Annotated in this window: 20 protein-coding genes and 1 tRNA gene; 13 read left to right on the forward strand and 8 right to left on the reverse strand. The window is 33.5% G+C overall.

The features are described from left to right. Window positions 1-66 precede the first annotated feature (66 nt). The gene (gene nadE / locus BLT84_RS07990) at window positions 67-855 is read right to left on the reverse strand and encodes an NAD(+) synthase (protein ID WP_091268130.1); all 789 of its coding nucleotides are present in this window, start codon (window positions 853-855) and stop codon (window positions 67-69) included. Between the two features lie 104 nt (window positions 856-959). Between nadE and gldB the strand changes: the two genes are divergently transcribed. Then, window positions 960-1919 (forward strand): gliding motility lipoprotein GldB, encoded by a 960-nt coding sequence (gene gldB, locus BLT84_RS07995; protein ID WP_091268133.1) that lies wholly within the window; start codon window positions 960-962, stop codon window positions 1917-1919. Next, on the forward strand, window positions 1919-2254 hold the full coding sequence (gene gldC, locus BLT84_RS08000; protein WP_034889868.1) for a gliding motility protein GldC: 336 nt from the start codon (window positions 1919-1921) through the stop codon (window positions 2252-2254). Before gldB ends, gldC begins: the two co-directional genes overlap by 1 nt. A gap of 4 nt (window positions 2255-2258) precedes the next feature. Here the strand turns inward: gldC and BLT84_RS08005 are convergent, their stop codons facing one another. The 4 genes from BLT84_RS08005 to rho all read right to left on the reverse strand — a co-directional run bounded on the left by BLT84_RS08005 (window position 2259) and on the right by rho (window position 6772). Continuing rightward, on the reverse strand, window positions 2259-3572 hold the full coding sequence (locus BLT84_RS08005; protein ID WP_091264198.1) for a hypothetical protein: 1314 nt from the start codon (window positions 3570-3572) through the stop codon (window positions 2259-2261). After that, window positions 3569-4117, reverse strand: a complete 549-nt coding sequence (locus BLT84_RS08010) for an RNA polymerase sigma factor (RefSeq protein WP_091264202.1) — start codon at window positions 4115-4117, stop codon at window positions 3569-3571. Before BLT84_RS08010 ends, BLT84_RS08005 begins: the two co-directional genes overlap by 4 nt. 242 nt (window positions 4118-4359) lie before the next feature. Beyond that, complete coding sequence (locus tag BLT84_RS08015; RefSeq protein ID WP_157717912.1) at window positions 4360-4812, reverse strand: hypothetical protein; 453 nt, start codon at window positions 4810-4812, stop codon at window positions 4360-4362. A gap of 184 nt (window positions 4813-4996) precedes the next feature. Further along, a complete protein-coding gene (rho, locus tag BLT84_RS08020; protein ID WP_091264210.1) occupies window positions 4997-6772 on the reverse strand; it encodes a transcription termination factor Rho in 1776 nt (591 codons plus the stop codon). Between the two features lie 195 nt (window positions 6773-6967). On the opposite strand from rho, the gene BLT84_RS08025 reads away from it, so the two are divergent. Next, window positions 6968-7378, forward strand: coding sequence for a DUF4293 domain-containing protein (locus tag BLT84_RS08025; protein ID WP_091264214.1), 411 nt, complete (start codon window positions 6968-6970; stop codon window positions 7376-7378). 67 nt (window positions 7379-7445) lie between these two features. On the opposite strand, the gene BLT84_RS08030 is transcribed toward BLT84_RS08025, so the two are convergent. Continuing rightward, complete coding sequence (locus BLT84_RS08030) at window positions 7446-7934, reverse strand: metallophosphoesterase family protein (RefSeq protein ID WP_091264218.1); 489 nt, start codon at window positions 7932-7934, stop codon at window positions 7446-7448. Window positions 7935-8048: 114 nt separating this feature from the next. Between BLT84_RS08030 and truA the strand changes: the two genes are divergently transcribed. Together truA and BLT84_RS08040 are read left to right on the forward strand one after the other, a co-directional pair. After that, entirely contained in the window at window positions 8049-8795 is a 747-nt protein-coding gene (gene truA / locus BLT84_RS08035) for a tRNA pseudouridine(38-40) synthase TruA (RefSeq protein WP_091264222.1), read from the forward strand. Further along, the gene (locus BLT84_RS08040; protein WP_091264225.1) at window positions 8796-10562 is read left to right on the forward strand and encodes an ABC transporter ATP-binding protein; all 1767 of its coding nucleotides are present in this window, start codon (window positions 8796-8798) and stop codon (window positions 10560-10562) included. Window positions 10563-10565: 3 nt separating this feature from the next. Here BLT84_RS08040 and BLT84_RS08045 read toward each other — a convergent pair whose 3' ends face one another. Then, window positions 10566-11339: a diadenylate cyclase gene (locus tag BLT84_RS08045; RefSeq protein WP_034889892.1), complete on the reverse strand. Its 774-nt coding sequence runs from the start codon at window positions 11337-11339 to the stop codon at window positions 10566-10568. Between the two features lie 36 nt (window positions 11340-11375). Continuing rightward, window positions 11376-12200, reverse strand: coding sequence for a dihydropteroate synthase (gene folP, locus BLT84_RS08050; RefSeq protein ID WP_091264229.1), 825 nt, complete (start codon window positions 12198-12200; stop codon window positions 11376-11378). A 100-nt stretch (window positions 12201-12300) separates the two neighbouring features. Here folP and BLT84_RS08055 point away from each other — a divergent pair, with 100 nt between their 5' ends. From BLT84_RS08055 to BLT84_RS08090, 8 genes are all read left to right on the forward strand, one after another. Continuing rightward, window positions 12301-12846, forward strand: coding sequence for a DUF1599 domain-containing protein (locus BLT84_RS08055; RefSeq protein ID WP_091264232.1), 546 nt, complete (start codon window positions 12301-12303; stop codon window positions 12844-12846). A gap of 160 nt (window positions 12847-13006) precedes the next feature. Further along, window positions 13007-14101 carry a BT_3928 family protein gene (locus BLT84_RS08060; RefSeq protein ID WP_091264235.1) on the forward strand — a complete coding sequence of 365 codons (1095 nt, stop codon included), beginning with the start codon at window positions 13007-13009 and terminating at the stop codon, window positions 14099-14101. 174 nt (window positions 14102-14275) lie between these two features. Then, complete coding sequence (gene tpiA / locus BLT84_RS08065) at window positions 14276-15031, forward strand: triose-phosphate isomerase (protein WP_091264237.1); 756 nt, start codon at window positions 14276-14278, stop codon at window positions 15029-15031. A 3-nt stretch (window positions 15032-15034) separates the two neighbouring features. Continuing rightward, entirely contained in the window at window positions 15035-15865 is an 831-nt protein-coding gene (gene prmA / locus BLT84_RS08070) for a 50S ribosomal protein L11 methyltransferase (protein WP_091264240.1), read from the forward strand. A 54-nt stretch (window positions 15866-15919) separates the two neighbouring features. Next, window positions 15920-16198: an ATP-dependent Clp protease adaptor ClpS gene (locus BLT84_RS08075; RefSeq protein ID WP_034889924.1), complete on the forward strand. Its 279-nt coding sequence runs from the start codon at window positions 15920-15922 to the stop codon at window positions 16196-16198. A gap of 134 nt (window positions 16199-16332) precedes the next feature. Beyond that, the gene (locus BLT84_RS08080) at window positions 16333-17169 is read left to right on the forward strand and encodes a M57 family metalloprotease (RefSeq protein WP_091264243.1); all 837 of its coding nucleotides are present in this window, start codon (window positions 16333-16335) and stop codon (window positions 17167-17169) included. Window positions 17170-17299: 130 nt separating this feature from the next. Then, window positions 17300-17373: transfer RNA gene (locus tag BLT84_RS08085), tRNA-Arg, on the forward strand. Window positions 17374-17738: 365 nt separating this feature from the next. Further along, a complete protein-coding gene (locus tag BLT84_RS08090) occupies window positions 17739-21341 on the forward strand; it encodes a PAS domain S-box protein (protein WP_091264246.1) in 3603 nt (1200 codons plus the stop codon). The last annotated feature ends 139 nt before the right edge of the window (window positions 21342-21480 follow it).

A 21480-nucleotide genomic window follows, 5' to 3' on the forward strand; every position in this document is an offset into this window, starting at 1 on the left:
TAAATAAAATTAACCGTTATAAATTTCAATTTCTAGTCTTAGCAGATATATTCGTTAAAAGTATTATTATTTAAGATGAACGGGTATCTCACACACCGGAATCGGATTCATTTTGTGCTGATTCATTCTGTTGAGTCTGATGTAAATTTTGAAGACTTCTTTTTCTCTGCTAGTAAATTCCTCCACATTAACATCTGGGGTATCCTGTTTCATGGCCCATTCCAATTCGTCATAAGATGCTCCTAATTGATCTTCATCACTTCTATCATCTCCAAACAATCCATCTGTAGGAGCCGCTGTAATGATCTCATTGTTGATGTTAAGATATTTTGCAATCTCATAAACTTCACTTTTAGTAAGATCTGCAATAGGACTTAGATCTACACCTCCGTCTCCATATTTGGTGAAAAATCCTACACCAAAATCTTCCACTTTATTACCCGTACCTGCAACTAGATATCTATGTAATCCTGCAAAATAGTAAAGGGTGGTCATTCTTAGTCTGGCTCTGGTATTTGCTAAACTTAGATCTTTGGTAGCGCTTACTTCTGCCTGAGGAACTGCAGTCATAAATTGTTCAAAAACATTGGTAAGGTCTACGGGGAGGCTAGAAATATTTGCAAATTGCTGCTTTAAAGAAGTAATATGATTTTGTGCTCTGGTAACCTGGGTAGGAGCCTGATGTATTGGCATTTCTAAACATAAGGTGCGCAAACCTGTTCTGGCGCAAAGAGTAGAAGTAACGGCAGAGTCTATACCTCCACTAATTCCAATTACAAATCCATTCATAGATGCAGAAACTGCATAATCTTTTAGCCAAGTAACTATGTGCTCTACTACCTTTTCTGTATCCATATTTTGGGTGTTTAAATTTGTAAGTAATACCTTTGTAAGCAAATTTAGCATTAAATCATAATTTATAAAAACGGGTTAAGTTAAACGCTTCACAATATATGCTCATGTTTAGAAAAACTTTTTTGGTGCTAACACTGTTCTTAGTCTTTGCTTGTAATGAAGACTCCAAACAAAGGGAGGAAATAGATAAAATTAATATAGAATTCAAAGTAGAAAGATTTGACCAAAAGTTTGCTAACGCCGAGCCTGAAGATCTTCCTCAATTAAAACGTGATTATCCATTCTTATTTCCTGCACAGTATCCAGATAGTGTATGGGTAAATAAGATGCAAGATTCCATTCAATTAGAATTAAATACAGAAGTAACTGCTGCTTTTAAAGATTTCTCTAAAGAAGAGGATGAGCTAAAAACATTATTTCAACATATTAAATATTACTTCCCATCGTTTAAGGCACCAACTGTTATAACTGTTACTTCAGATGTAGATTATAGAAATAAGGTCTTACTAACACCAGATTTTCTATTTATAGCATTGGATACCTATTTAGGAAAGGACCATCAATTTTATATGGGAATACAAGAATATTTAAAAAAGAACTTTGAAAGAGCGCAAATTCTACCAGACGTTGCATCACAATATGCAGAGAGATATGTGCCACAACCACAAAAAAAGAACTTTTTGGCTACCATGCTCTATTATGGAAAGCTATTATACTTAAAAGACAGATGGTTGCCAGATACCCCAGATTTTGAAAAAATAGGATATACCGAAGAAGAATTGAAATGGGCAGATGCTAACGAGGAACAGATATGGAGATACTTTGTAGATAAAGAACTGATTTTTGATTCTGATACAAAGCTGTATAGCAGATTTTTGTATCCGGCACCTTTCTCAAAATTTTATCTGGAATTAGATAATGAATCTCCAGCAATGCTTGGCCAGTACATTGGTTGGCATATTATAAGAGATTATATGGATAAGAACGATGTAAGTTTACAGGAGATGTTAGACACAGATGCTGAAACAATCTTTAATAAAGCAAAATATAAACCGAAGAAATAATGTCAGAATATAAAAAATCAGAAATAAACATTGAAGTGATATTGGACGAGAATCGTGTTCCGGAAGAACTTTATTGGAGTGCCCAAGATGGCGATATTTATAAAGAAGAGGCAAAGGCTATGTTACTTTCTATGTGGGATAGCAAACAGCAAGAAACATTAAGAGTAGATCTTTGGACAAAAGATATGCCGGTAGATGAAATGAAAAAGTTCTTTCACCAAACTCTTGTAGCTATGAGCGATACTTTTAATCGTGCAACTCAGGATGAGAAAATGACAGCTACTATGAAAGATTTCTGTGATTACTTTGCAGAAAAAATGGAACTAAAAAAGTAGTATTTTAAAATTTATACGTTAGGCCAGAATAGAATCCAATATAGTAAGGCTTATAATCTTGCGTATTGTTAAATGTATTTAATTGGTACTTCAATATTGGTTCTAGATGCAATTGAAGTTTAGGTACGATCTTATAGTTAAGCCCCATTCCTAAATTTGCAGTAAAACTCAAATTATTAAGGTTCTCTACTTTAGAAGCTACGTTATTAAAATTATCTGAAGTTATAGATATTTTATTCTTATTTAAGATTAAGGTGCTAAAGCCAGTAATAAAGCTAAAGCCAAATTTTTTATTAAGAATAAAATACTCTATTTCTGTTGGGACTTCTATAAACCCTATATTCTGATCAATTTTAACAGCAGCTTCCACCACATCGGTGGTTGTAAGTAAGGCGGAGTTTACAGAAAAATCATTTCCAATGGCTTTAGAATTTAATACTGAAGCATACGTAGTATTCTGAAAATTGTCTTTAAGTTCTACCTGACTAATTCCTGATCTTATTTTTAATCTTTCGGTTACAAGATATCCAAAGGAAACTCCATATGAAGTTGATGTAAGACCACCTGCATTACTTGCAATTTGATTACTCAAAGAACTTCCGCTTCCTAAATTATCGAAATAAAGCGCTGCAGCATTTGCAGAAATACTAAATCTATCAAAGTTAGATGAGCTTTCTGCTAGTTCCTCTTTTTCAGGTTTTAGCATGGGCTGAATGATTTTGGTAATTTTTTTAGTTGGCTCATTAATTCCAATATTTCTCTTAAAGGTAGAGTGATCTCCAAGCTTAACACCCTCAGAGTTCAATGAAATACTTTTTGAAGATATATTTGCCTTTCTCTTTGTATTTATAATTTGATCAGAATGTGAACTTGAGCTTTGATGTTGATCTGTACCTAATACAGTAGTATAAAATTGTTCTTGCTTGCTATTTTTCGAATTAGAAGAATTCTCTTTAGATATCAAAGCGCCAGTACCAACAATTTCATTCTGATTTTTGATCATAGGCAAATGCTTTTCGTTCTCTAAAGTAGGGGGATTACTGTCATTTATTTTATCAACTTTTATTGAATTTTCACTGTTGTGATCTGTAATTGTTGGAGATGTATGTTGTACAAAACTGTTTCTTAATAATAGTGCTACAATTATTAGAGCAGCGGCAGTTCCTCCTAAATAATACCAAAGTGGAACTATTCTATACTTACGTTTTTTTAGAGGTAGCTGTGATGAGATTCCTTCCCAAATATCATCTGGTGGATTTATTTCTGCATCTTTAAATTTATCGCTAAAGATCTTATCTATGTTCTTATTTTGCTTCATAACTCTCTCGCCATTTTATTTAATTTATATGAAATAATAGTTTCCTTTAACTTTAGCCTTGCGCGTGCTAAATTAGATTTGGAGGTTCCTACAGAGATCTTTAGAATGTCAGAAATTTCTTTATGAGAATATCCATCTAGCGCGTATAAGCAGAATACCAATCTGTATTGATCTGGAAGACCCTGAATTAATGTCATTAGATATTCAAAAGACAGTGCTTCCTCTTCAATTTCTAATGATATCTCTTCATTTGGAATTAAATTATCTTCAATTTTCACAAAGATCGATTTACCTTGATATTCCTTCAGGGCGTTATTGATCATTATTCTTGTCATCCAGCCTTCAAAACTACCGTTGCCTTTATAGGACGAAATGTTCTGATATATCTTTATAAAACCATCGTGTAGACTATCTTTAGCTTGCTCATAGCTGCTGGAATATTTTAGGCATATCACAAAGAATTTGGGAGAAAATGATCTATAGAGATTTTCTTGAGCTACTTTGTCATGCTCTTTGCATCTCCTTATTAAATTCTCAATATCCAATGTTTTCTCGTTTAGCGTGGTGGTGGTTAGCTTAATTGTTGTGTAGATTATACTTTTAAATGTAATCTCTATTCTTTTTTATCTAAACAGAATTATTTTGAGCACTTAATCCTAAAGTAAATATCAAAATTAGAACAGATGCTTTAGTTTTTTAGAGTCTAATTAGGTTCTTGAATATTACGTGAGTCTCCTTAAAGTCTTTGTTCAATGTCAACATAAAAATGAGCATTTTACGTTAAAAATTATTCCTTCGCATACTCAAGTCCAAGACCATCGCAAGCATTGTAAGTATTTCTTAATTTAAGGTCGTTAGCAAAATAGAGATACTCAGTTAAACTTTGAGAGTAACAATTTGCGAGTAATGTGCTGTTGGTATCAAATGTAGTTTCTAAATATTTAACAGAATTATCAGTATTCATGAATTCAGATTCATCTAATAATCTATAGGTTCCTGTGGCCATTAAGATAGTATCTTTTGTAGTTCTTGTTTTTGTAAATGTGCCATCATAGTTGAGCATATAATCCTCCTGCCACTCCATATCTAAGCCTTCAGTCACAGTTGAGGAAAAACTTCCGGTTATTTTAACTAGAGACCATTTTCCTTTATAAGTTAATACATCGGTATCGTCTGTAGATTCTTTACTACAAGAAAATAGTACGGTAAGTATAAGAATTATTGCAAGGATATTTTTCATAGTTGGTAATTTAGGTGAAATTAGATTTTTATACGCATTCATATTTATATGACCTAAATATTCTAAATGGTTGCGTTAATTCTAAATAAATTTAATTTTTTCTAATTTCAGGAAGATATACTTATAAAAACAAAACCCCTACTGTTTTAATAGTAGGGGTTTATAAATAATATTGGAAATATTTCTAGCCGTTCATAGAAAGTAGAAATTCTTCGTTATTCTTAGTTTGTTTAAATCTCTGGTTGATGAATTCCATTGCTTCTACAGGATTCATATCAGAAAGATACTTTCTCATTACCCACATACGTTGCAAAGTGTTCTCGTCTAATAAAAGATCATCACGACGTGTACTAGAAGATGTAAGGTCTATAGCAGGGAAAATTCTTCTGTTTGCAATTTTTCTATCTAATTGAAGTTCCATGTTTCCAGTACCTTTAAATTCCTCAAAGATAACTTCATCCATTTTAGAACCTGTATCTGTAAGTGCCGTAGCAATAATAGAAAGAGAACCTCCATTTTCTATATTTCTGGCTGCACCAAAGAAACGTTTAGGCTTATGTAAAGCATTAGCATCTACACCACCACTCAACACTTTACCACTTGCTGGCTGCACTGTATTGTAAGCTCTTGCCAATCTGGTAATAGAATCTAGTAAGATTACTACATCATGTCCGCATTCCACCATTCTTTTAGCTTTTTCAAGCACAATATTAGCAACTCTTACATGTTCATGGGCTTCACGGTCAAAAGTAGAAGCAACAACTTCTCCCTTAACATTGCGCTGCATGTCTGTAACTTCTTCTGGTCGCTCATCTATTAATAGAATGATTTGGTAAACTTCGGGATGATTTGCTGCAATGGCATTAGCGATGTCTTTTAGTAACATCGTTTTTCCCGTTTTAGGTTGAGAAACAATCATTCCACGTTGTCCTTTTCCAATTGGGGAGAACAAGTCTATAATTCTTGTAGAAACGGTACTTTCTCTTTCTGCTAAATTAAATTTCTCTTTCGGAAAAAGAGGGGTTAAATGTTCAAAAGAGATCCTGTCCCTTACAACTTGTGGATCTAGACCATTAATCTTGGTAATTTTTATAAGTGGGAAATATTTCTCTCCTTCTTTTGGAGGTCTAATTTGCCCAAGTACAGTATCTCCTGTTTTTAGACCAAATAATCTAATTTGAGATTGAGATACATAAATATCATCTGGTGAAGAAAGGTAATTATAATCTGAAGAGCGAAGAAAACCATAGTTGTCTTGCATAATATCCAGTACTCCTTCACTTTCTATAATTGCATCAAATTCATAATCTGGCTCGCGGTAACGGTTTCTATTATCACGGTTACCATTATTCTTTGGAGAATTAGAATTATTCCCAGAATTGGTGTTATGATTTTGATCTTTATTGCCTTGGTTACGAGTATCTTTTCGCGGCTCTCTATTATTGTCTCTACTGTTATCTCTGGAATTTCTGTTATTGTCTCTATCTCTACTGGAATTAGAATTAGAGTTCGAATTAGAATTTCCATTCTTATCATCTCTTCTAGGAGAATGAGATTTTTCGGTAGGCTTTTTTACTTCTTCTTTAGCTTTTGCGCCTTCGTTCTTCTTTTCTGAAGATTTTACAGGAGCTGGTTTTTTGGCTTCTGTTACATTATCTGGCTTATTATTTTGCTCCGGTTTAACCTGATTTTCCTCGCGCTTTTTAGCTGGTTTACGTTCTGAACCTATTTTAGATTTTACAGGCTTTTCGTCTGTCTTTTCATTACTGATAGGTTTAGAAGCAGTAGTATCATCGTTTAAAACTTCTTTTACCTTATTAGGGTTTGCTGCTTGATAGTCTAGAATTTGATATACTAGATCTAATTTCTTTTGAGTGCGATATTTTGGGACATTCAAAGATTTGGCAATGTCTTGAAGCTCAGGTAACTTCTTAGCTTTTAATTCTGAAATTTCAAACATGTATAAGTATGAATAAGTTGGTGTTTGGTTTTGAATTTACTTCTCGAGGAAGAATCGAAAAAAATATGGAGTCTTAAGTAACCTATATTGAACCGGTTACGCATTATATATGCAATAATACAACTTTATTTTAAATTTTTGAATACCTATTTTAAAAAGAAAACTTAATTTTGTTGTCAATATTTAAGATTTCAAATGTTACAACGAATACAATCTGTTTACTTATTAATTGCCGCGTTATTAAGTGGGGTGTTAATATTTTTTGTTTCTTTGTGGAGCAATGAGGCTGGAGAGCCTACATATGTTGAAGATGTTATGCTGGCTCTGGGCGTATTTTTAGGGTCTGCCATCTTATCGTTCATCACCATATTTTTATTTAATAATAGAAAGCTTCAATTTATCTTGGGGCGTATCAATATAATTTTAAACTTTTTTTTGCTAGGAGTTTTTGTGTATTGGTCTCTAACTGTACCTGGAGAGATGGAAATCTCTGAGAAAGGTATTGGGATGTTTATTCCTATTCTTTCTATCGTTTTTTTAGTGTTAGCCAATAAAGCTATCCAAAAGGATGAAGATCTTGTAAAATCTGTAGACCGGTTACGATAAACCTATTATCTTAGTGTTATTAGTGCGTAAAAACCCAGAGCGAAAGCTCTGGGTTTTTTAGTTGTAATTATTCCAGCTCTATCACTTCGAGATCAAAAATTCGCTCTCCTTCAATTTTAAATCTAAGCATAGTTCTCTTTTTATGAAATCCGTGTTTTCCTGCTGCGCCCGGATTCATATGCAATAAGTTTAAATTTTTATCATTCATTACCTTCAGAATATGAGAGTGCCCAGAGATAAATAATTTAGGTGGATTAATTTTGATCTCCTCTTTTACAGCTGGAGAATATTTATTGGGATATCCACCAATATGGGTGATCCACACATCTACTCCTTCACAAAAAAATCGTTGATTTAATGGAAACTCTTTTCTTACTTCATGATCATCAATATTCCCGAAAACGGCGCGTAGAGGCTTTACTTTTTTAAGTTGGTCTGTAACAGAAATTAATCCTATATCTCCTGCATGCCAGACCTCATCTGCCTGTTCTGCATAAAATAATATTCTGTCATCTATATGGCTATGGGTATCGCTTAATAATAAGATCTTCTTCAAAACTGCTTAAAACGTTAATTTATAATTACATATAAAACTCGGGGGAGATGCTTCCTGTGAGTTGCTAAGTTTGCCGTATCTTTGCAGGCAATCACGTAAAAGTATCAATTTACATTGAGATATTTTGTAGAACTAGCATATAATGGAAAGGCGTATCATGGTTGGCAAAACCAGCCAGATGCTATTTCTGTTCAGGAAACTTTAGAGAAGGCATTGTTCACCTTATTGCAGGTGGAAACCCCTGTGGTAGGAGCTGGGCGTACAGATGCGGGCGTCCATGCTACGCAATATTTCGCTCATTTTGATGCAGATTCTCTTGGAGATCTTCAGGATTGGGTGTATAAATTAAATTCTGTATTACCACCTGATATTGCGGTGTATGATTTGTTTAAAGTTACCGACCAAGCTCATGCTCGGTTTAACGCAGTTAGTAGAAGTTATCAATATCATATAGTGCTTCGTAAAGATCCATTTAATTTTGATGCAGCTCATTACGTGAAGAATCCTTTGGATGTACAGAAGATGAATAAGGCGGCAAGCACCCTTATGAACTATGTAGATTTTAAATGTTTTTCCAAATCTAAGACAGACGTTAATACTTATAACTGTACGATAACTCATGCAGCTTGGAGGAAAGAAGGCGATAAGCTAGTGTTTTATATCACTGCCAATCGTTTTTTGAGAAATATGGTGAGAGCCATTGTAGGGACTTTGCTTGATATTGGTCTTGGCAAAACAGCAGAACATAGGCTTGATGAAATAATTGAGAGTCGAGACAGGCAAAATGCAGGAACTTCGGTGCCTGCTAAAGGTTTGTATTTAACAGAAATTGAATATCCAACATCTATTTTAATTAAATAAATGGCATCAGCAACAGGAAATGCTTTTGATTTTACACTTTTCAAAAGATTAATAAGATATACAAATCCCTACAAATGGACTTTTTATTTTGTAGGATTTGCGGCAGTTTTATTGTCATTTTTCGCGGTTTTTAGACCGTATCTTTTACAGATCACCATAGATGATTCTATAGTGCCTAAAGACAATGATAATTTGGTGTATTACATCTCTTTGATGTTGATAGCGCTTATGTTGGAAGTGATCTTTCAGTTCTGTTTTATTTATTTTGCAAACTGGTTGGGCCAAGAGGTAATTCGAGATCTCCGGGTGAATCTTTTCAAGCATATGCTTCAATTTAAAATGAAGTATTATGATAAATCTGCTGTAGGTAGATTGGTAACCAGAGCTGTGAGCGACATCGAGACCATTGCAAGCATTTTCAGCGAAGGTCTTTTTATGATTGCTAGTGATCTTTTAAAAATGATTGTTGTCTTAGGTTTTATGTTCTATAATAGCTGGCAACTAACACTTTTGGTGCTATTAGTACTTCCTTTCATATTATATGCTACCAGAGTGTTTCAAAAGAAAATGAAGATCGCTTTTGAAGATGTAAGAAATCAAGTAGCAAATCTAAACACCTTTGTGCAGGAAAGAATTACCGGGATGAAAATCGTTCAGCTCTTTACAAGAGAGCAGACAGAGTATGATAATTTTAAAGAGATCAATGATAAGCATAGAAAAGCATGGGTTAAAACCGTGTGGTATAACTCTATATTTTTCCCAATTGCAGAAATGTCTACTTCTATTACCATTGGTCTTATTGTTTGGTACGGTGGTTTAAGAGTGGTAGAAAGTGATGCGCTTAGTTTGGGTATCATTATTATGTTTATTGAACTGGCTCAAATGTTGTTTAGACCTTTACGCCAAATAGCAGATAAGTTTAATACCCTTCAAATGGGGATGGTTGCCGCTAATCGTGTATTTGCAATATTAGATACAGATGCTATTATTAAAAATGAAGGTACTATCGAGATTAAAAATCTTAAAGGTAATATTGAATTTAAAGACGTGCGTTTTGGGTATATAGAAGATGAAGAAGTGCTTAAAGGAGTTTCATTTAAAGCAAATGCCGGAGATACTATAGCGATAGTGGGTTCTACAGGGGCCGGAAAGACAACTATTATTAATCTGCTGAATAGATTCTATGAAATTAATAGCGGACAAATTCTTACTGATGATATTGATATCACTAAAATTACGCTGCAATCTCTAAGATCTGAAATTGCTGTGGTGCTGCAAAATGTTTTCTTGTTTGCAGATACTATTTTAAATAATATCACCCTTCATAACCCAAATGTTACTGAGCAGGACGTTATTAATGCTGCTAAAGAAATAGGGGTGCACGATTTTATTAACTCTCTTCCAAACGGATATCATTATAACGTGAAGGAAAGAGGGGTAATGCTATCTTCTGGGCAAAGACAATTAATCTCTTTCTTAAGAGCTTATGTGAGTAATCCTAGTATTCTTATCCTAGATGAAGCTACCTCGTCTATAGATTCTTATAGTGAGCAGTTAATACAGGATGCTACAGATAAGATCACAGAGGGCAGAACATCCATTGTAATTGCACACAGGTTGGCTACTATTAAAAAAGCAGACAAAATTATAGTTATGGATGCTGGGCAAATTGTAGAAATGGGAACACATAAAGAATTACTTCAGGTACAAGGTGGTTTTTACAAAAATCTATATGAGGTGCAATTTATGGCAGAAGAGTCTATATAATTTCTAAGTAAGATCTTCTTTTAGCTTGTTGATAAGTTCCTCATTATCTTCAAAGATCACGAATTCACCATCTTTTAGATAAGATATCTGGCCTGTTTCTTCGCTAACTACTAAAGCCAATGCATCGGTCTTTTCAGTAATTCCCACTGCAGCCCTATGTCTTAATCCGAATCTTAAAGGAATAGTTCTATCATTAGAAACCGGAAGTATTACTCTGGTGGCGGTAATTTTATTGTCTTCAACAACTAAAGCACCATCATGTAAAGGGGAGTTTTTGAAGAAAATAGATTCTATAATTGGTTGGTTTAATGTAATGTTCATGGCATCTCCAGAATTCTTTACGAAATCTAGTTTTGTGCTCTTTTGAATAATGATGAGGGCTCCGGTAAAGGTTTTCCCCATGTTTTCACAAGCCTTTACTATTGCGGTTAAATTGGTCTTTATTTGTGTATCATCTTTTACGAACCTGAAGGATCTTAAGAATTTTCTTCTGTGGGTAAAGTTGGTAGAACCAATCATTAATAAGAATTTTCTTATTTCTTGCTGAAATACTACGATCAATGCAAAGATTCCTGCCCCTATAAATTCACCCAGTACATTACTCAGCAATTCCATTTGCAGCAGTTGGGTGATCTTCCAAACTACCCAGATGATCACAATCCCCACAAAAATGTTTACAGCAACGGTACCTTTAACGAGTTTATATAGATAGAATAGCAGTATTGCTAAAAACACAATATCTACTATATCTAAAATACGAAGGTTTAAGAAATCCAAATTCTGAGGCTTTGTGTAAAAATAGAAAATATACGCTTAGTTTGGCAGAAGAGATGTTAATTTCACAACTTCCATAGCTTCCTTTGCATCATGCACTCTCAAAATATTTGCACCTTTGGTAATAGCTATAGTGTTTAAGACTGTCGTGCCGTTTAAAGCGTCTTCAGCGCTGCATTCTAAAGTCTTATAAATAGTAGACTTTCTAGATAATCCAGCAAGAATTGGAAGATCTAGATTTTTTAAAAGTTCGAGCTTACCAAGTAATTCAAAATTTTGAGCAATATTCTTTGAAAATCCAAAGCCCGGATCTATTATTACATCGTTAATTCCTAGTGCTTTTGTTTTATTTATTATTTCTGAAAAGTAGTAGATCACATCCTGAGTTAGATCCTTATAATCTGTAAGATCTTTCATGGTTCTTGGATTACCCCTCATATGCATTGCGATGTAAGGTGATTGATATTTAGCAATTAAAGTTAGCATCTTATTATCTAGATGTCCGCCAGAGATATCGTTAATTATTGCTGCTCCGGCATCAAGGCATTTTTCAGCAACCTCACTTCTAAAAGTATCTATAGATAAAAGAGTTTCCGGAAAGTTTTTAAGTATAGATGTTATTGCAGGAATAACGCGTTCTAATTCCTCGGCTGTACTAATATCTGTTGCACCTGGTCTACTACTATAGCCTCCCAGGTCTAAAAAAGTAGCTCCTTCATTCAGCATTTTTTCAGCAGATACCAATAAACTTTCTTCTGAATCTTTTCTGCTTTCAGAATAGAAGGAATCTGGAGTTAAGTTTAGTATTCCCATTACTTTTGGCGTAGTGAGATCTATAAGGGTGCCTTTACAGTTAATTGTCATTCTTTAAAGCTTATAATTTTGAAGTTGAATTACCTCTGGTAAATTAACTTTGACTATCTAAATTATTTGACCGAAATTTACGGAAATTAGACTGTTTTTTATGAAGGATACTTCAAAACAATATGATGCGGTAGTAGAAATATGTCGCTCTTTGTTTTCAAATAAAATGAGAGATTATGGAAGTGCTTGGAGAATTTTAAGACTTCCTTCTCTAACCGATCAAATTTTTATTAAAGCGCAACGCATTCGTGGACTTCAGGAAAACGAGGTTAGAAAAGTGGATGAAGATGAAATTCCTGAATTTATTGGGATCATTAATTACGCTATCATGGCGCTTATTCAATTAGAGAAGGGAATCGCTGCACAACCAGATCTTTCTTTAAAAGAGGCAATTTCGTTTTATGATAAACATATTTCTGAGACTAAATCCTTGATGGAAAATAAGAATCATGATTATGGAGAAGCTTGGAGAGAGATGAGAATTAGTTCTCTTACAGATCTAATCCTTCAGAAATTATTAAGAGTTAAGCAAATTGAAAATAATAAAGGAAAGACTTTGGTAAGTGAAGGTTTGGATGCTAATTATCAAGACATGATTAATTATGCCATCTTCGCCTTAATCCTTTTGGAGGAAGAGGAGGCTTAAATTTAGAATTTATGAATAGTGCAGTCTTACCTCAAATGCATATTGGATTTACTAGATATCGTAAATAGCTGTTATTATTTAAGCTTGCTACAGATGCCGTATTATATACTATAGTTATCTCAATTTTAAAATATCAAGTTAAGATAAAACCAGATTAAACATGAAAGTATTTGTAGGAATTACACGAATCTTTGTTGGGATCTTATTTATGATCTCTGGTTTTATTAAACTTAATGACCCTATTGGTTTTTCATTTAAGCTTCAGGAATATTTTAGTGCGGAGGTATTAAATCTTGAATTTCTTGCTCCATTTGCATTAGCAATTGCTGTGATCTTGGTTGTTTTTGAATTGGTGCTAGGGGTGATGCTTATTATAGGATATTTACCAAAATTTACATTATGGAGCTTATTGCTCATGATACTTTTCTTCACTTTCCTAACATTCTATTCAGCTTATTTTAATAAAGTAACAGATTGTGGATGTTTTGGAGATGCTTTGCCATTAACGCCTTGGCAGTCTTTTTATAAAGATGCTTTTCTATTAGTGTTGATATTAATTCTGTTCTTCAACCCGAAATTGATTACTCCAATTTTAGTGCCTGCATCTCATAGATGGGTGATTTTCTTGGCATTTATGTTAAGTTTCCTTTTTGGATATTACGTGTTAATGCATTTGCCACTTATAGATTTTAGAGCCTATAAAATTGGGAATAACATTCAAGAACAATTGGTTCTCCCACAAGATGCGCAGAAAGCGGAAGTGGAGTATAGATGGAAATTTATTCAGAATGGAGAAGAGGTAGTGATAAAAAATAATGGCATTTATCCGCAAGTTAAAGGTGAATATTTAGGAGTGGAAACCAAGGTTATAAAAGAAGGAGATCTACCGGCTATTCCATATTTTAAGATCGAGAAGAATGGAAAAGATCGTACATACGAATTTTTAGCAGAAGAAAAGCTAATAATGATCGTTGCGTATAATTTAAGAAATACTGAAACTCAAGGTTATAAAGAAATAAAGCTACTTACAGATAGCGCTTTAAGAAACGGATATACCGTGATTGGCCTTACAGCTTCCGGAAAAGACAAGCAAGAAGAATTAATTGAGAAGTTCGACCTCGGATTCGAATTTTATCAGTCTGATGAAACTGGATTGAAGGCGATAGTTAGATCTAATCCTGGAATATTGGTACTCACCAAAGGAACCATCACTCAAAAGAAACACTGGTTTGATGCCGCAGAAATTGGATTGTAATGGCTACTATTTCAAATAGTCTTGTTAATCTTTAAGGCTATGTTTCTACTTATCAATATATTTGTAATTCTTGAAAATTAACTGCTTTTTAGATAGCATCCAATTAAATAATTATCATCTAAAACTTCCATTGCATAGGTTGAAGGAAGTTTAATTAACATTTAAATAATTAGAATGAGAAAGAATATTGTTGCCGGAAACTGGAAAATGAATAATGATCTTGCCGAAACTCAGGAATTATTATCGCACTTAAAAATGCAATTGGTAAAAGAGCCTAAAGCAGATGTTTATGTAGCACCATCTTATATAAGTTTATTTAGTGCTTTTGAATCGCTAAAAGGAACCGCTATAGAGGTAGCCGCACAGAACATGCATTTTGCAGAGAACGGAGCTTACACAGGTGAAATTTCTGCAAAAATGTTGAAAAGTGTAGGAGTAAAGACAGTAATTCTGGGTCATAGTGAGCGTCGTGCTTATTTTAATGAAACCGATGAATTGTTGGCAAAGAAGGTAGATGCTGCTTTAGAAAATGAAATGACGGTGATCTTTTGTTTTGGTGAAGAATTAAAAGATAGAAAAGCAGACCAACATTTTGAGGTGGTAAAAAATCAATTAGAAAATGGTATTTTTCATATTTCTAAAGATGCTTGTAAAAATGTGATCTTAGCCTATGAACCGGTTTGGGCAATAGGAACAGGAGAAACAGCATCTCCAGAACAAGCTCAGGAAATTCATGCCTACGTTAGAAAAATGCTTACAGAAAAATTTGGTGAGACCATCGCGCAAGATGTTTCCATTTTGTATGGAGGAAGTGTAAAGCCAGATAATGCTAAAGATATCTTTGGTAAAGAAGATGTTGATGGAGGACTTATTGGTGGTGCCAGCTTAAATGCAGTGGACTTTTTAGCTATTGTAAATTCTTTTGAATAAAATATGAATTACTTAGAATTTCAGTTCAAAATAGAACCGCTTCAACCTGCTTCAGAGATCCTGATCGCAGAATTAGGAAATGTTGGTTTTGAGAGCTTTGTAGAAAATGAAGAAGGGATTACTGCCTATATTCAGGTTAACGAATTTCAAGAAGGATCATTAAAAGATATATATGTTCTAAATTCCGACGAATTTGAAATAAGTTATACTACTTCAGAAATCGAGCAAGTGAATTGGAACAGTGAGTGGGAGAAGAACTTTAACCCAATTATAGTAGATAATAAATGTTCTGTTCGAGCTCCATTTCATGTAAAGCCAGAAACTGAATTTGATATAGTTATAGAGCCTAAAATGTCTTTTGGAACCGGCCATCATGCAACTACGCATATGATGCTTCAGCATATCTTAAAAGATGATTGGAGAGATCTGTCTGTGTTAGACATGGGCTGTGGAACAGGAGTTTTGGCAATACTTGCAGGGATGAAAGGTGCTAATCCTATAGATGCAATAGATATAGATAATTGGTGTTATCTAAATACGATGGAAAATGTGGAGCGCAACAATGCCAATAACATATCTGTTTATGAAGGTACGGCAGCGCTTTTAGAAGGTAGATCTTATGATAGAATTATAGCTAATATCAATAGAAATATATTATTAGAAGATATAAGTGTCTATTCACAATGTTTAAAATCTGGAGGAAAATTATATTTAAGCGGATTTTATGTGGAAGATATTCCAATGATAGAGAAAGAGTGCAATGCTAATAATTTAAATATAGAGGCAACACTGGATAGAGAAAATTGGGCTGCAGTAAGTTTTACTAAGGTTTAATTTTTTATTAATTAGTATCTTTGTAACTGAATTTCAATATATTAAAAACTGAAGATGAGCACGAAAGAAGAAGTATTGGAAAGAGTAAAGACCAGTACAAAAAAGCAACAGAATTACGAGATCGTTCTATTTAATGATGATCATAACACCTTTGATCATGTTATAGAAACACTGATCACTACTTGTGAGCATACCGCAGAGCAAGCAGAGCAATGTGCAATTTTAGTACATTATAAAGGGAAATGTACCGTAAAGACAGGAGATTATAAAGATCTTAAACCTAGATGCTCTAAATTATTAGATGCGGGTTTAAGTGCTGAAATAATGGGGTAATCTCATCAATTTAAGTGTTAAATATCCAATAATGTAGGTTTTTTCTTACTTTATTGGATATTTTGTTTTATGTTTATAGGAACCAAAGTAAGGTTTTAAATACCCCCATCTAACCCTAACTTAAATTCCTACTTATGAAAATTAAAAAATTACCATTACTATTATTGGCATCTGGATTGTTTTTCACTTCTTGTCAGAAAGATGATATTTCAGATACTACCTTAGATGATTCTTTAAGTGCAACTTCAGAATTAACCCCGGAAACCATTGATAAAATAAAGGCATTACACTTTAATCCTGTAGATGCTACTGTTGGAAAGATCATGCTACCAGACGGTAGTTATGAGAAAACCTATATTGTGGAAGGAGATATTGCTTTAAATTCATCTCAATTAAATAATATGAGTACTGCAGAGATCACTAATAAGCAGTATAGAACCAATAACCTAGTTAGTAATAATAGAACTATAAGAGTAATTGGATATACTGGTGGTTCTCAAGCCTTAACTACTAAGCAGCGCACAGCATTACAATATGCTATTAACAATTACAATGCATTAAACATTGGTCTTACTTTTACCTTAACCTTTGGAACTAACTATTCTCCTTATGATATTGTGGTTTACCAAACAAATAACGGTCAAGCAGGTGGAGTAGCAGGATTCCCTAGTGGAGGAAATCCTTATAAATACGTGCAGATCTATAGTGGTATGGAGAGCTATAGTGTAGATACTAATGAGCATGTGATGACACATGAAATTGGACATACCTTAGGAATGCGTCACACAGATTGGTTTAGCCGCCAGAGTTGTGGGCAATCTGGAGAATCTGCAGGAGCAGATGGAGCTGTATTAATTCCAGGAACACCTAGCGGGTATGATGCTACTTCTGTAATGTTAGCTTGTTTCAGCGCTAATGAAGATGGAGAATTTGGTGCAAATGATATTACTGCCTTTGAATACCTTTACTAATAATTAATACGGGGGTATTTAAAACTTTAAAAAAAATGGATATATTTATATCCATTTTTTCTTTTTATAAAATAAATCAAATTAATCTTTCTTGAATTTAAAATAAAACATATATTTGCACTCGCAAAAAGGCCTCGTGGCGCAACTGAATAGCGCACTTGATTACGGCTCAAGAGGTTGCTGGTTTGAATCCAGCCGAGGTCACAATAAGATCCTAATTATCTATTATAGATAGTTAGGATTTTTTTATGCTCAAAATTGACTTTAAGCTGATATCAAATTAGTTGATTGATGTTTTTATGTTGATATACCGCAAATTTAGTAATCGCGTCTTTATTAAACCTGTAAAAATTTTATGTGTAATTAACTGAAGCTTAGAGTTAAAATATTTATTTCATAATCTCACGTTGTCTTTATTTAGGTGTTACAAGATATTGTAAAACAGATTGTTAGGATTAATTTCTCTAGAAGTTATAGTTGGATGTTCAAAAATGGATTAAAAGTATTTTAAGTTATCATAAAGATTTATAGTCTCTTTCATTAAATTACTCCCATTAACCTACTTACTTATGTCCCCAGATAATAGCCTAAAAGAGAACTTCTACGATCTTTTGTCACGTGATATTTCTATTCTAGAATGGATTACAAAAGAAACTATATATGGAATTTGGGTTGTAAATCAAGGCTATCCAAGAAATTTTTGGGCTAATGATGCTTTTTTAAAGAATTCTGGATTTACCTCTGTAGCTGCACTTATTACAGATCTTGATTCTTTATTATTTTCATCAGAATTAGAAAAAATACAGAAAATTTTGCAAGATTCTTCAGAAGAGATTTCTGATGTAAAATTGTCTTTTAATTTTCAGAAGGATTATAGAGGTGAGGTAGAGCTTCAGGCCTATGTGCAAAAAGTTGTAGATACTAATGGGGAATGGTTATATATCTTCAAATTTTTAAGAATTGATACCGATGAGAATAATATTGATTTCTTACTGAATACACTAGATAAAGCTAAGAACAAGTTGTCTATTTATCATGAAACCAATAAGATAGCAGAAGTTGGTGGTTGGGAGGTAGATCTCGTTAATAATAAATTGTCTTGGACCAGAGTAACAAAAGCGATACATGAAGTTGATGCAGATTATGAACCAGATATTAGTTCAGGGCTCAATTTTTATAAGCCGGGTAGGAGTAGAGATAAGATCACGAAATTATTTGAAAATGCCATAACCAAAGGAGTCCCTTTTGATACCAAGTTAAAGCTTATTACAGCTAAGAATAGGGAGATATGGGTTAGATCTTTGGGAAAACCTGAATTTAAAAATGGGAAATGTGTGAGGGTCTATGGAGCCTTTCAAAATATTGATAGAGAAAAAAGAATTCAGTTAGAATTTGAAAGAACCAAAGAGCAATATGAAATGATTTTTAATAACTCTGCAATAGGTAATGTATTGGTGCATAGTTCTGGAAAATTGTTAGAGGTAAATCCTGCTACCTTAAAGATTTTTGGTTTTGAGAAAGAAGATATGGAGACAGCAATGTCCTTAACTTTTAAAGATCTTATTCATAAAGATTTTCTGCAAGCTGCTGTCAAACAGCGAAAAATGTTGGTATCTGGAGAAGTAGATAGCTATCAATTAGAATCTAAATTCTACAAAAAGGATGGTTCTCTAATATGGTGTAGAACAAACTCATCTATAATTAGATCTTTAGAAGATGCTGGAGATCTTATTATTACTCAAATAGAAGATATTAACGATACCAAAGAGTTAGAGTTTAAAGCGAGTGAGAACTCAAAAAGATTTAAAGCAGCATTTGAATATTCTCCAAATGGAATGGGAGTGGTAAGTCTGGCTGGTAATTGGCAGATGGTCAACCAAAATCTGGCAAGTATGTTTGGGTTTTCCAAAGAGGAGTTTAAAGAGAAATCTTTTAAAGAGCTTACTCATGAAGATGATTTTAAAAAGGATACAGCATTGCTTGGTTCCCTTTTAAATAGAGAAATTGAAACGTATAGTGTAGAAAAAAGATTTATTCATAAAAGCGGCAGAACCATATTTGGGTTGCTAAATGTTTCCACTATACTTGGGGAGAATGGGCAGCCACTATATTTAATTGGACAAATTAGCGATATTACAAAACGTATCGTTTCTGAAAGGGCATTGCAAAAAAGCTTAAATGAGCTTCAGTGTTTGATGGATGCAACTTCTCAGATAGCCATTATTCAAACAGATCTGAAGGGTAAAGTGGAAAAGTTTAATAAAGGAGCAGAAAACCTTTTAGGTTATAAAGAAGAAGAGATAAAATATACTTTTAACGCCACCGGTTTTCATGATGAAGAGGAAATTGAAAGTAGAGCCCTAACACTTAGCAATAAATATAATAAGAACATTTCAGGATTTGAGATATTCTCTTATCCGGCACAAAGAGGTGAGTACGATGCTCGAGAATGGACCTATATACGTAAAGACGGGAGTAGGTTTACGGTGCAGCTTATAGTGACTTCTATTACCAATCATAGAGGTAAAATAACCGGATTTCTTGGCGTAGCAACAGACATTTCTCAGCTTAAAGAGATGGAGGTCTCTTTAATAAATGCAAAGATCAAGGCAGAAGCAGCCAGTAAATCTAAATCTGAATTTCTGGCGAATATGAGCCATGAAATTAGAACTCCATTAAATGGAATTATAGGGTTTACAGATCTTCTTATGAGAACAGAGCTAGAGAACTCTCAGCAAAAATATATGCATACCGTCTATAATTCTGCAAATTCTTTAATGGACATTATAAACGATGTTTTAGATTTTTCTAAAATTGAAGCAGGTAAATTAGAACTAAGTGTAGAAAGAACAGATCTTATTGAGCTTTGCGATCAAACCGTAGATATTATTAAGCATCAAGCCCACAAAAAAGGATTAGAAGTCTTGATGAATATTTCCCCATCTTTAAGAAGGTATGTTTATGCAGATGCTGTAAGGTTGAGGCAAATTCTTACCAACCTTTTGGGTAATTCAGTTAAGTTCACTCAAAAAGGTGAAATAGAATTAAGCATTTCTTCAGAAACAGTAGAAGGAAGTGAAAATGATAGAATCTTAACTTTTTCAATTAGAGATACAGGAATTGGAATTGCCCCTCAAAATCTAAAAAAGATATTCCATGCTTTTGATCAGGAAGATGCCTCTACAACTAGAAAGTATGGAGGTAGTGGCTTGGGCTTGTCTATTAGTAATAAGCTTTTAAATCTTATGGATAGTAAATTAGAGCTAAGAAGTGTACTCAATGAGGGGAGTGAGTTCTATTTTAAAGTAAGACTTAGCACAGATAAGGAGGTTAATTATATCTCTAGACCTAGCAAAAATGTAAAAAATGTGCTGGTAATAGATGACAATACTAATAACAGAATTATCTTAAAAGATATGTTGGCCGCTAATAATATAGATTCTCAAGAATGTGCCAATGGAGTAGAAGCCTTAAACATACTTAAAAGAGGAGAACAGAATTTTGATCTAGCTATTGTAGATTTTAATATGCCATATATGAATGGTATTAGTGTTATAGATCAAATAAGGAATAATCTCAAATTAACATCTAATGATCTTCCTGTTATTCTTTTACACAGTTCTACAGAAGATGATGAAATTTTAAAAGGTTGTAAGAGATTGGATGTTAGATTTAATATTCCAAAACCTATACAGATACATACCTTGTATAAGATGATAGATGAAATTGAAGAACCGGGAGTAGAGCCACAAGCTGCACCTAGAGATTTACAATTTTCCATGGATAGTTCAAAAGTTTACAATATTCTTATAGTGGAGGACAATCCTGTAAACAAATTTCTTGCGAAGACTATTATTAAAAAAGTTTTACCAAATGCAAATTTGCTGGAGGCAGAAAATGGAGAAGATGCCGTTACCATCTTTCAGCAATTTAATCTGGACCTCATTTTTATGGATATTCAAATGCCGGTTATGGGAGGAATTGAAGCTACAAGAGAAATTAGAAAAGTCGAGAAGGAAAATTCCTACACTCCAATTGTTGCTCTTACTGCTCGAACCGTTAAGAATGAAGAAGAACTTTGTTTGGAATCTGGAATGGACGATTATCTTACAAAGCCAGTGGTAATGGAAGATATGAGACTAATGATGGTTAAACATCTTAAAACAGATTAATTCATATTTTCTATTAAATAGGGAAAGAATATTTTCTAAAATTCTTATTTGCACCCTTGCGAAATACTATGTATATTATAGTTTTGCTAACACTAGTCTGATTCTATTTAAAGTGATACTTTTGGAGACTAGTTTAGAT

The organism is Gillisia sp. Hel1_33_143 (assembly GCF_900104765.1).
GTDB lineage: Bacteria > Bacteroidota > Bacteroidia > Flavobacteriales > Flavobacteriaceae > Gillisia.

What these genes read in the sequence shown, in the direction of transcription:
- BLT84_RS08055 (WP_091264232.1), top strand. Translation starts at nt 12,301, where the DNA reads ATGAAGGATACTTCAAAACAATATGATGCGGTAGTAGAAATATGTCGC.
- gldC (WP_034889868.1), top strand. Translation starts at nt 1,919, where the DNA reads ATGTCAGAATATAAAAAATCAGAAATAAACATTGAAGTGATATTGGAC.
- gldB (WP_091268133.1), top strand. Translation starts at nt 960, where the DNA reads ATGTTTAGAAAAACTTTTTTGGTGCTAACACTGTTCTTAGTCTTTGCT.
- prmA (WP_091264240.1), top strand. Translation starts at nt 15,035, where the DNA reads ATGAATTACTTAGAATTTCAGTTCAAAATAGAACCGCTTCAACCTGCT.
- BLT84_RS08060 (WP_091264235.1), top strand. Translation starts at nt 13,007, where the DNA reads ATGAAAGTATTTGTAGGAATTACACGAATCTTTGTTGGGATCTTATTT.
- nadE (WP_091268130.1), bottom strand. Translation starts at nt 855, where the DNA reads ATGGATACAGAAAAGGTAGTAGAGCACATAGTTACTTGGCTAAAAGAT.
- BLT84_RS08040 (WP_091264225.1), top strand. Translation starts at nt 8,796, where the DNA reads ATGGCATCAGCAACAGGAAATGCTTTTGATTTTACACTTTTCAAAAGA.
- BLT84_RS08075 (WP_034889924.1), top strand. Translation starts at nt 15,920, where the DNA reads ATGAGCACGAAAGAAGAAGTATTGGAAAGAGTAAAGACCAGTACAAAA.
- BLT84_RS08005 (WP_091264198.1), bottom strand. Translation starts at nt 3,572, where the DNA reads ATGAAGCAAAATAAGAACATAGATAAGATCTTTAGCGATAAATTTAAA.
- rho (WP_091264210.1), bottom strand. Translation starts at nt 6,772, where the DNA reads ATGTTTGAAATTTCAGAATTAAAAGCTAAGAAGTTACCTGAGCTTCAA.
- BLT84_RS08015 (WP_157717912.1), bottom strand. Translation starts at nt 4,812, where the DNA reads ATGAAAAATATCCTTGCAATAATTCTTATACTTACCGTACTATTTTCT.
- tpiA (WP_091264237.1), top strand. Translation starts at nt 14,276, where the DNA reads ATGAGAAAGAATATTGTTGCCGGAAACTGGAAAATGAATAATGATCTT.
- BLT84_RS08090 (WP_091264246.1), top strand. Translation starts at nt 17,739, where the DNA reads ATGTCCCCAGATAATAGCCTAAAAGAGAACTTCTACGATCTTTTGTCA.
- BLT84_RS08080 (WP_091264243.1), top strand. Translation starts at nt 16,333, where the DNA reads ATGAAAATTAAAAAATTACCATTACTATTATTGGCATCTGGATTGTTT.
- BLT84_RS08025 (WP_091264214.1), top strand. Translation starts at nt 6,968, where the DNA reads ATGTTACAACGAATACAATCTGTTTACTTATTAATTGCCGCGTTATTA.
- folP (WP_091264229.1), bottom strand. Translation starts at nt 12,200, where the DNA reads ATGACAATTAACTGTAAAGGCACCCTTATAGATCTCACTACGCCAAAA.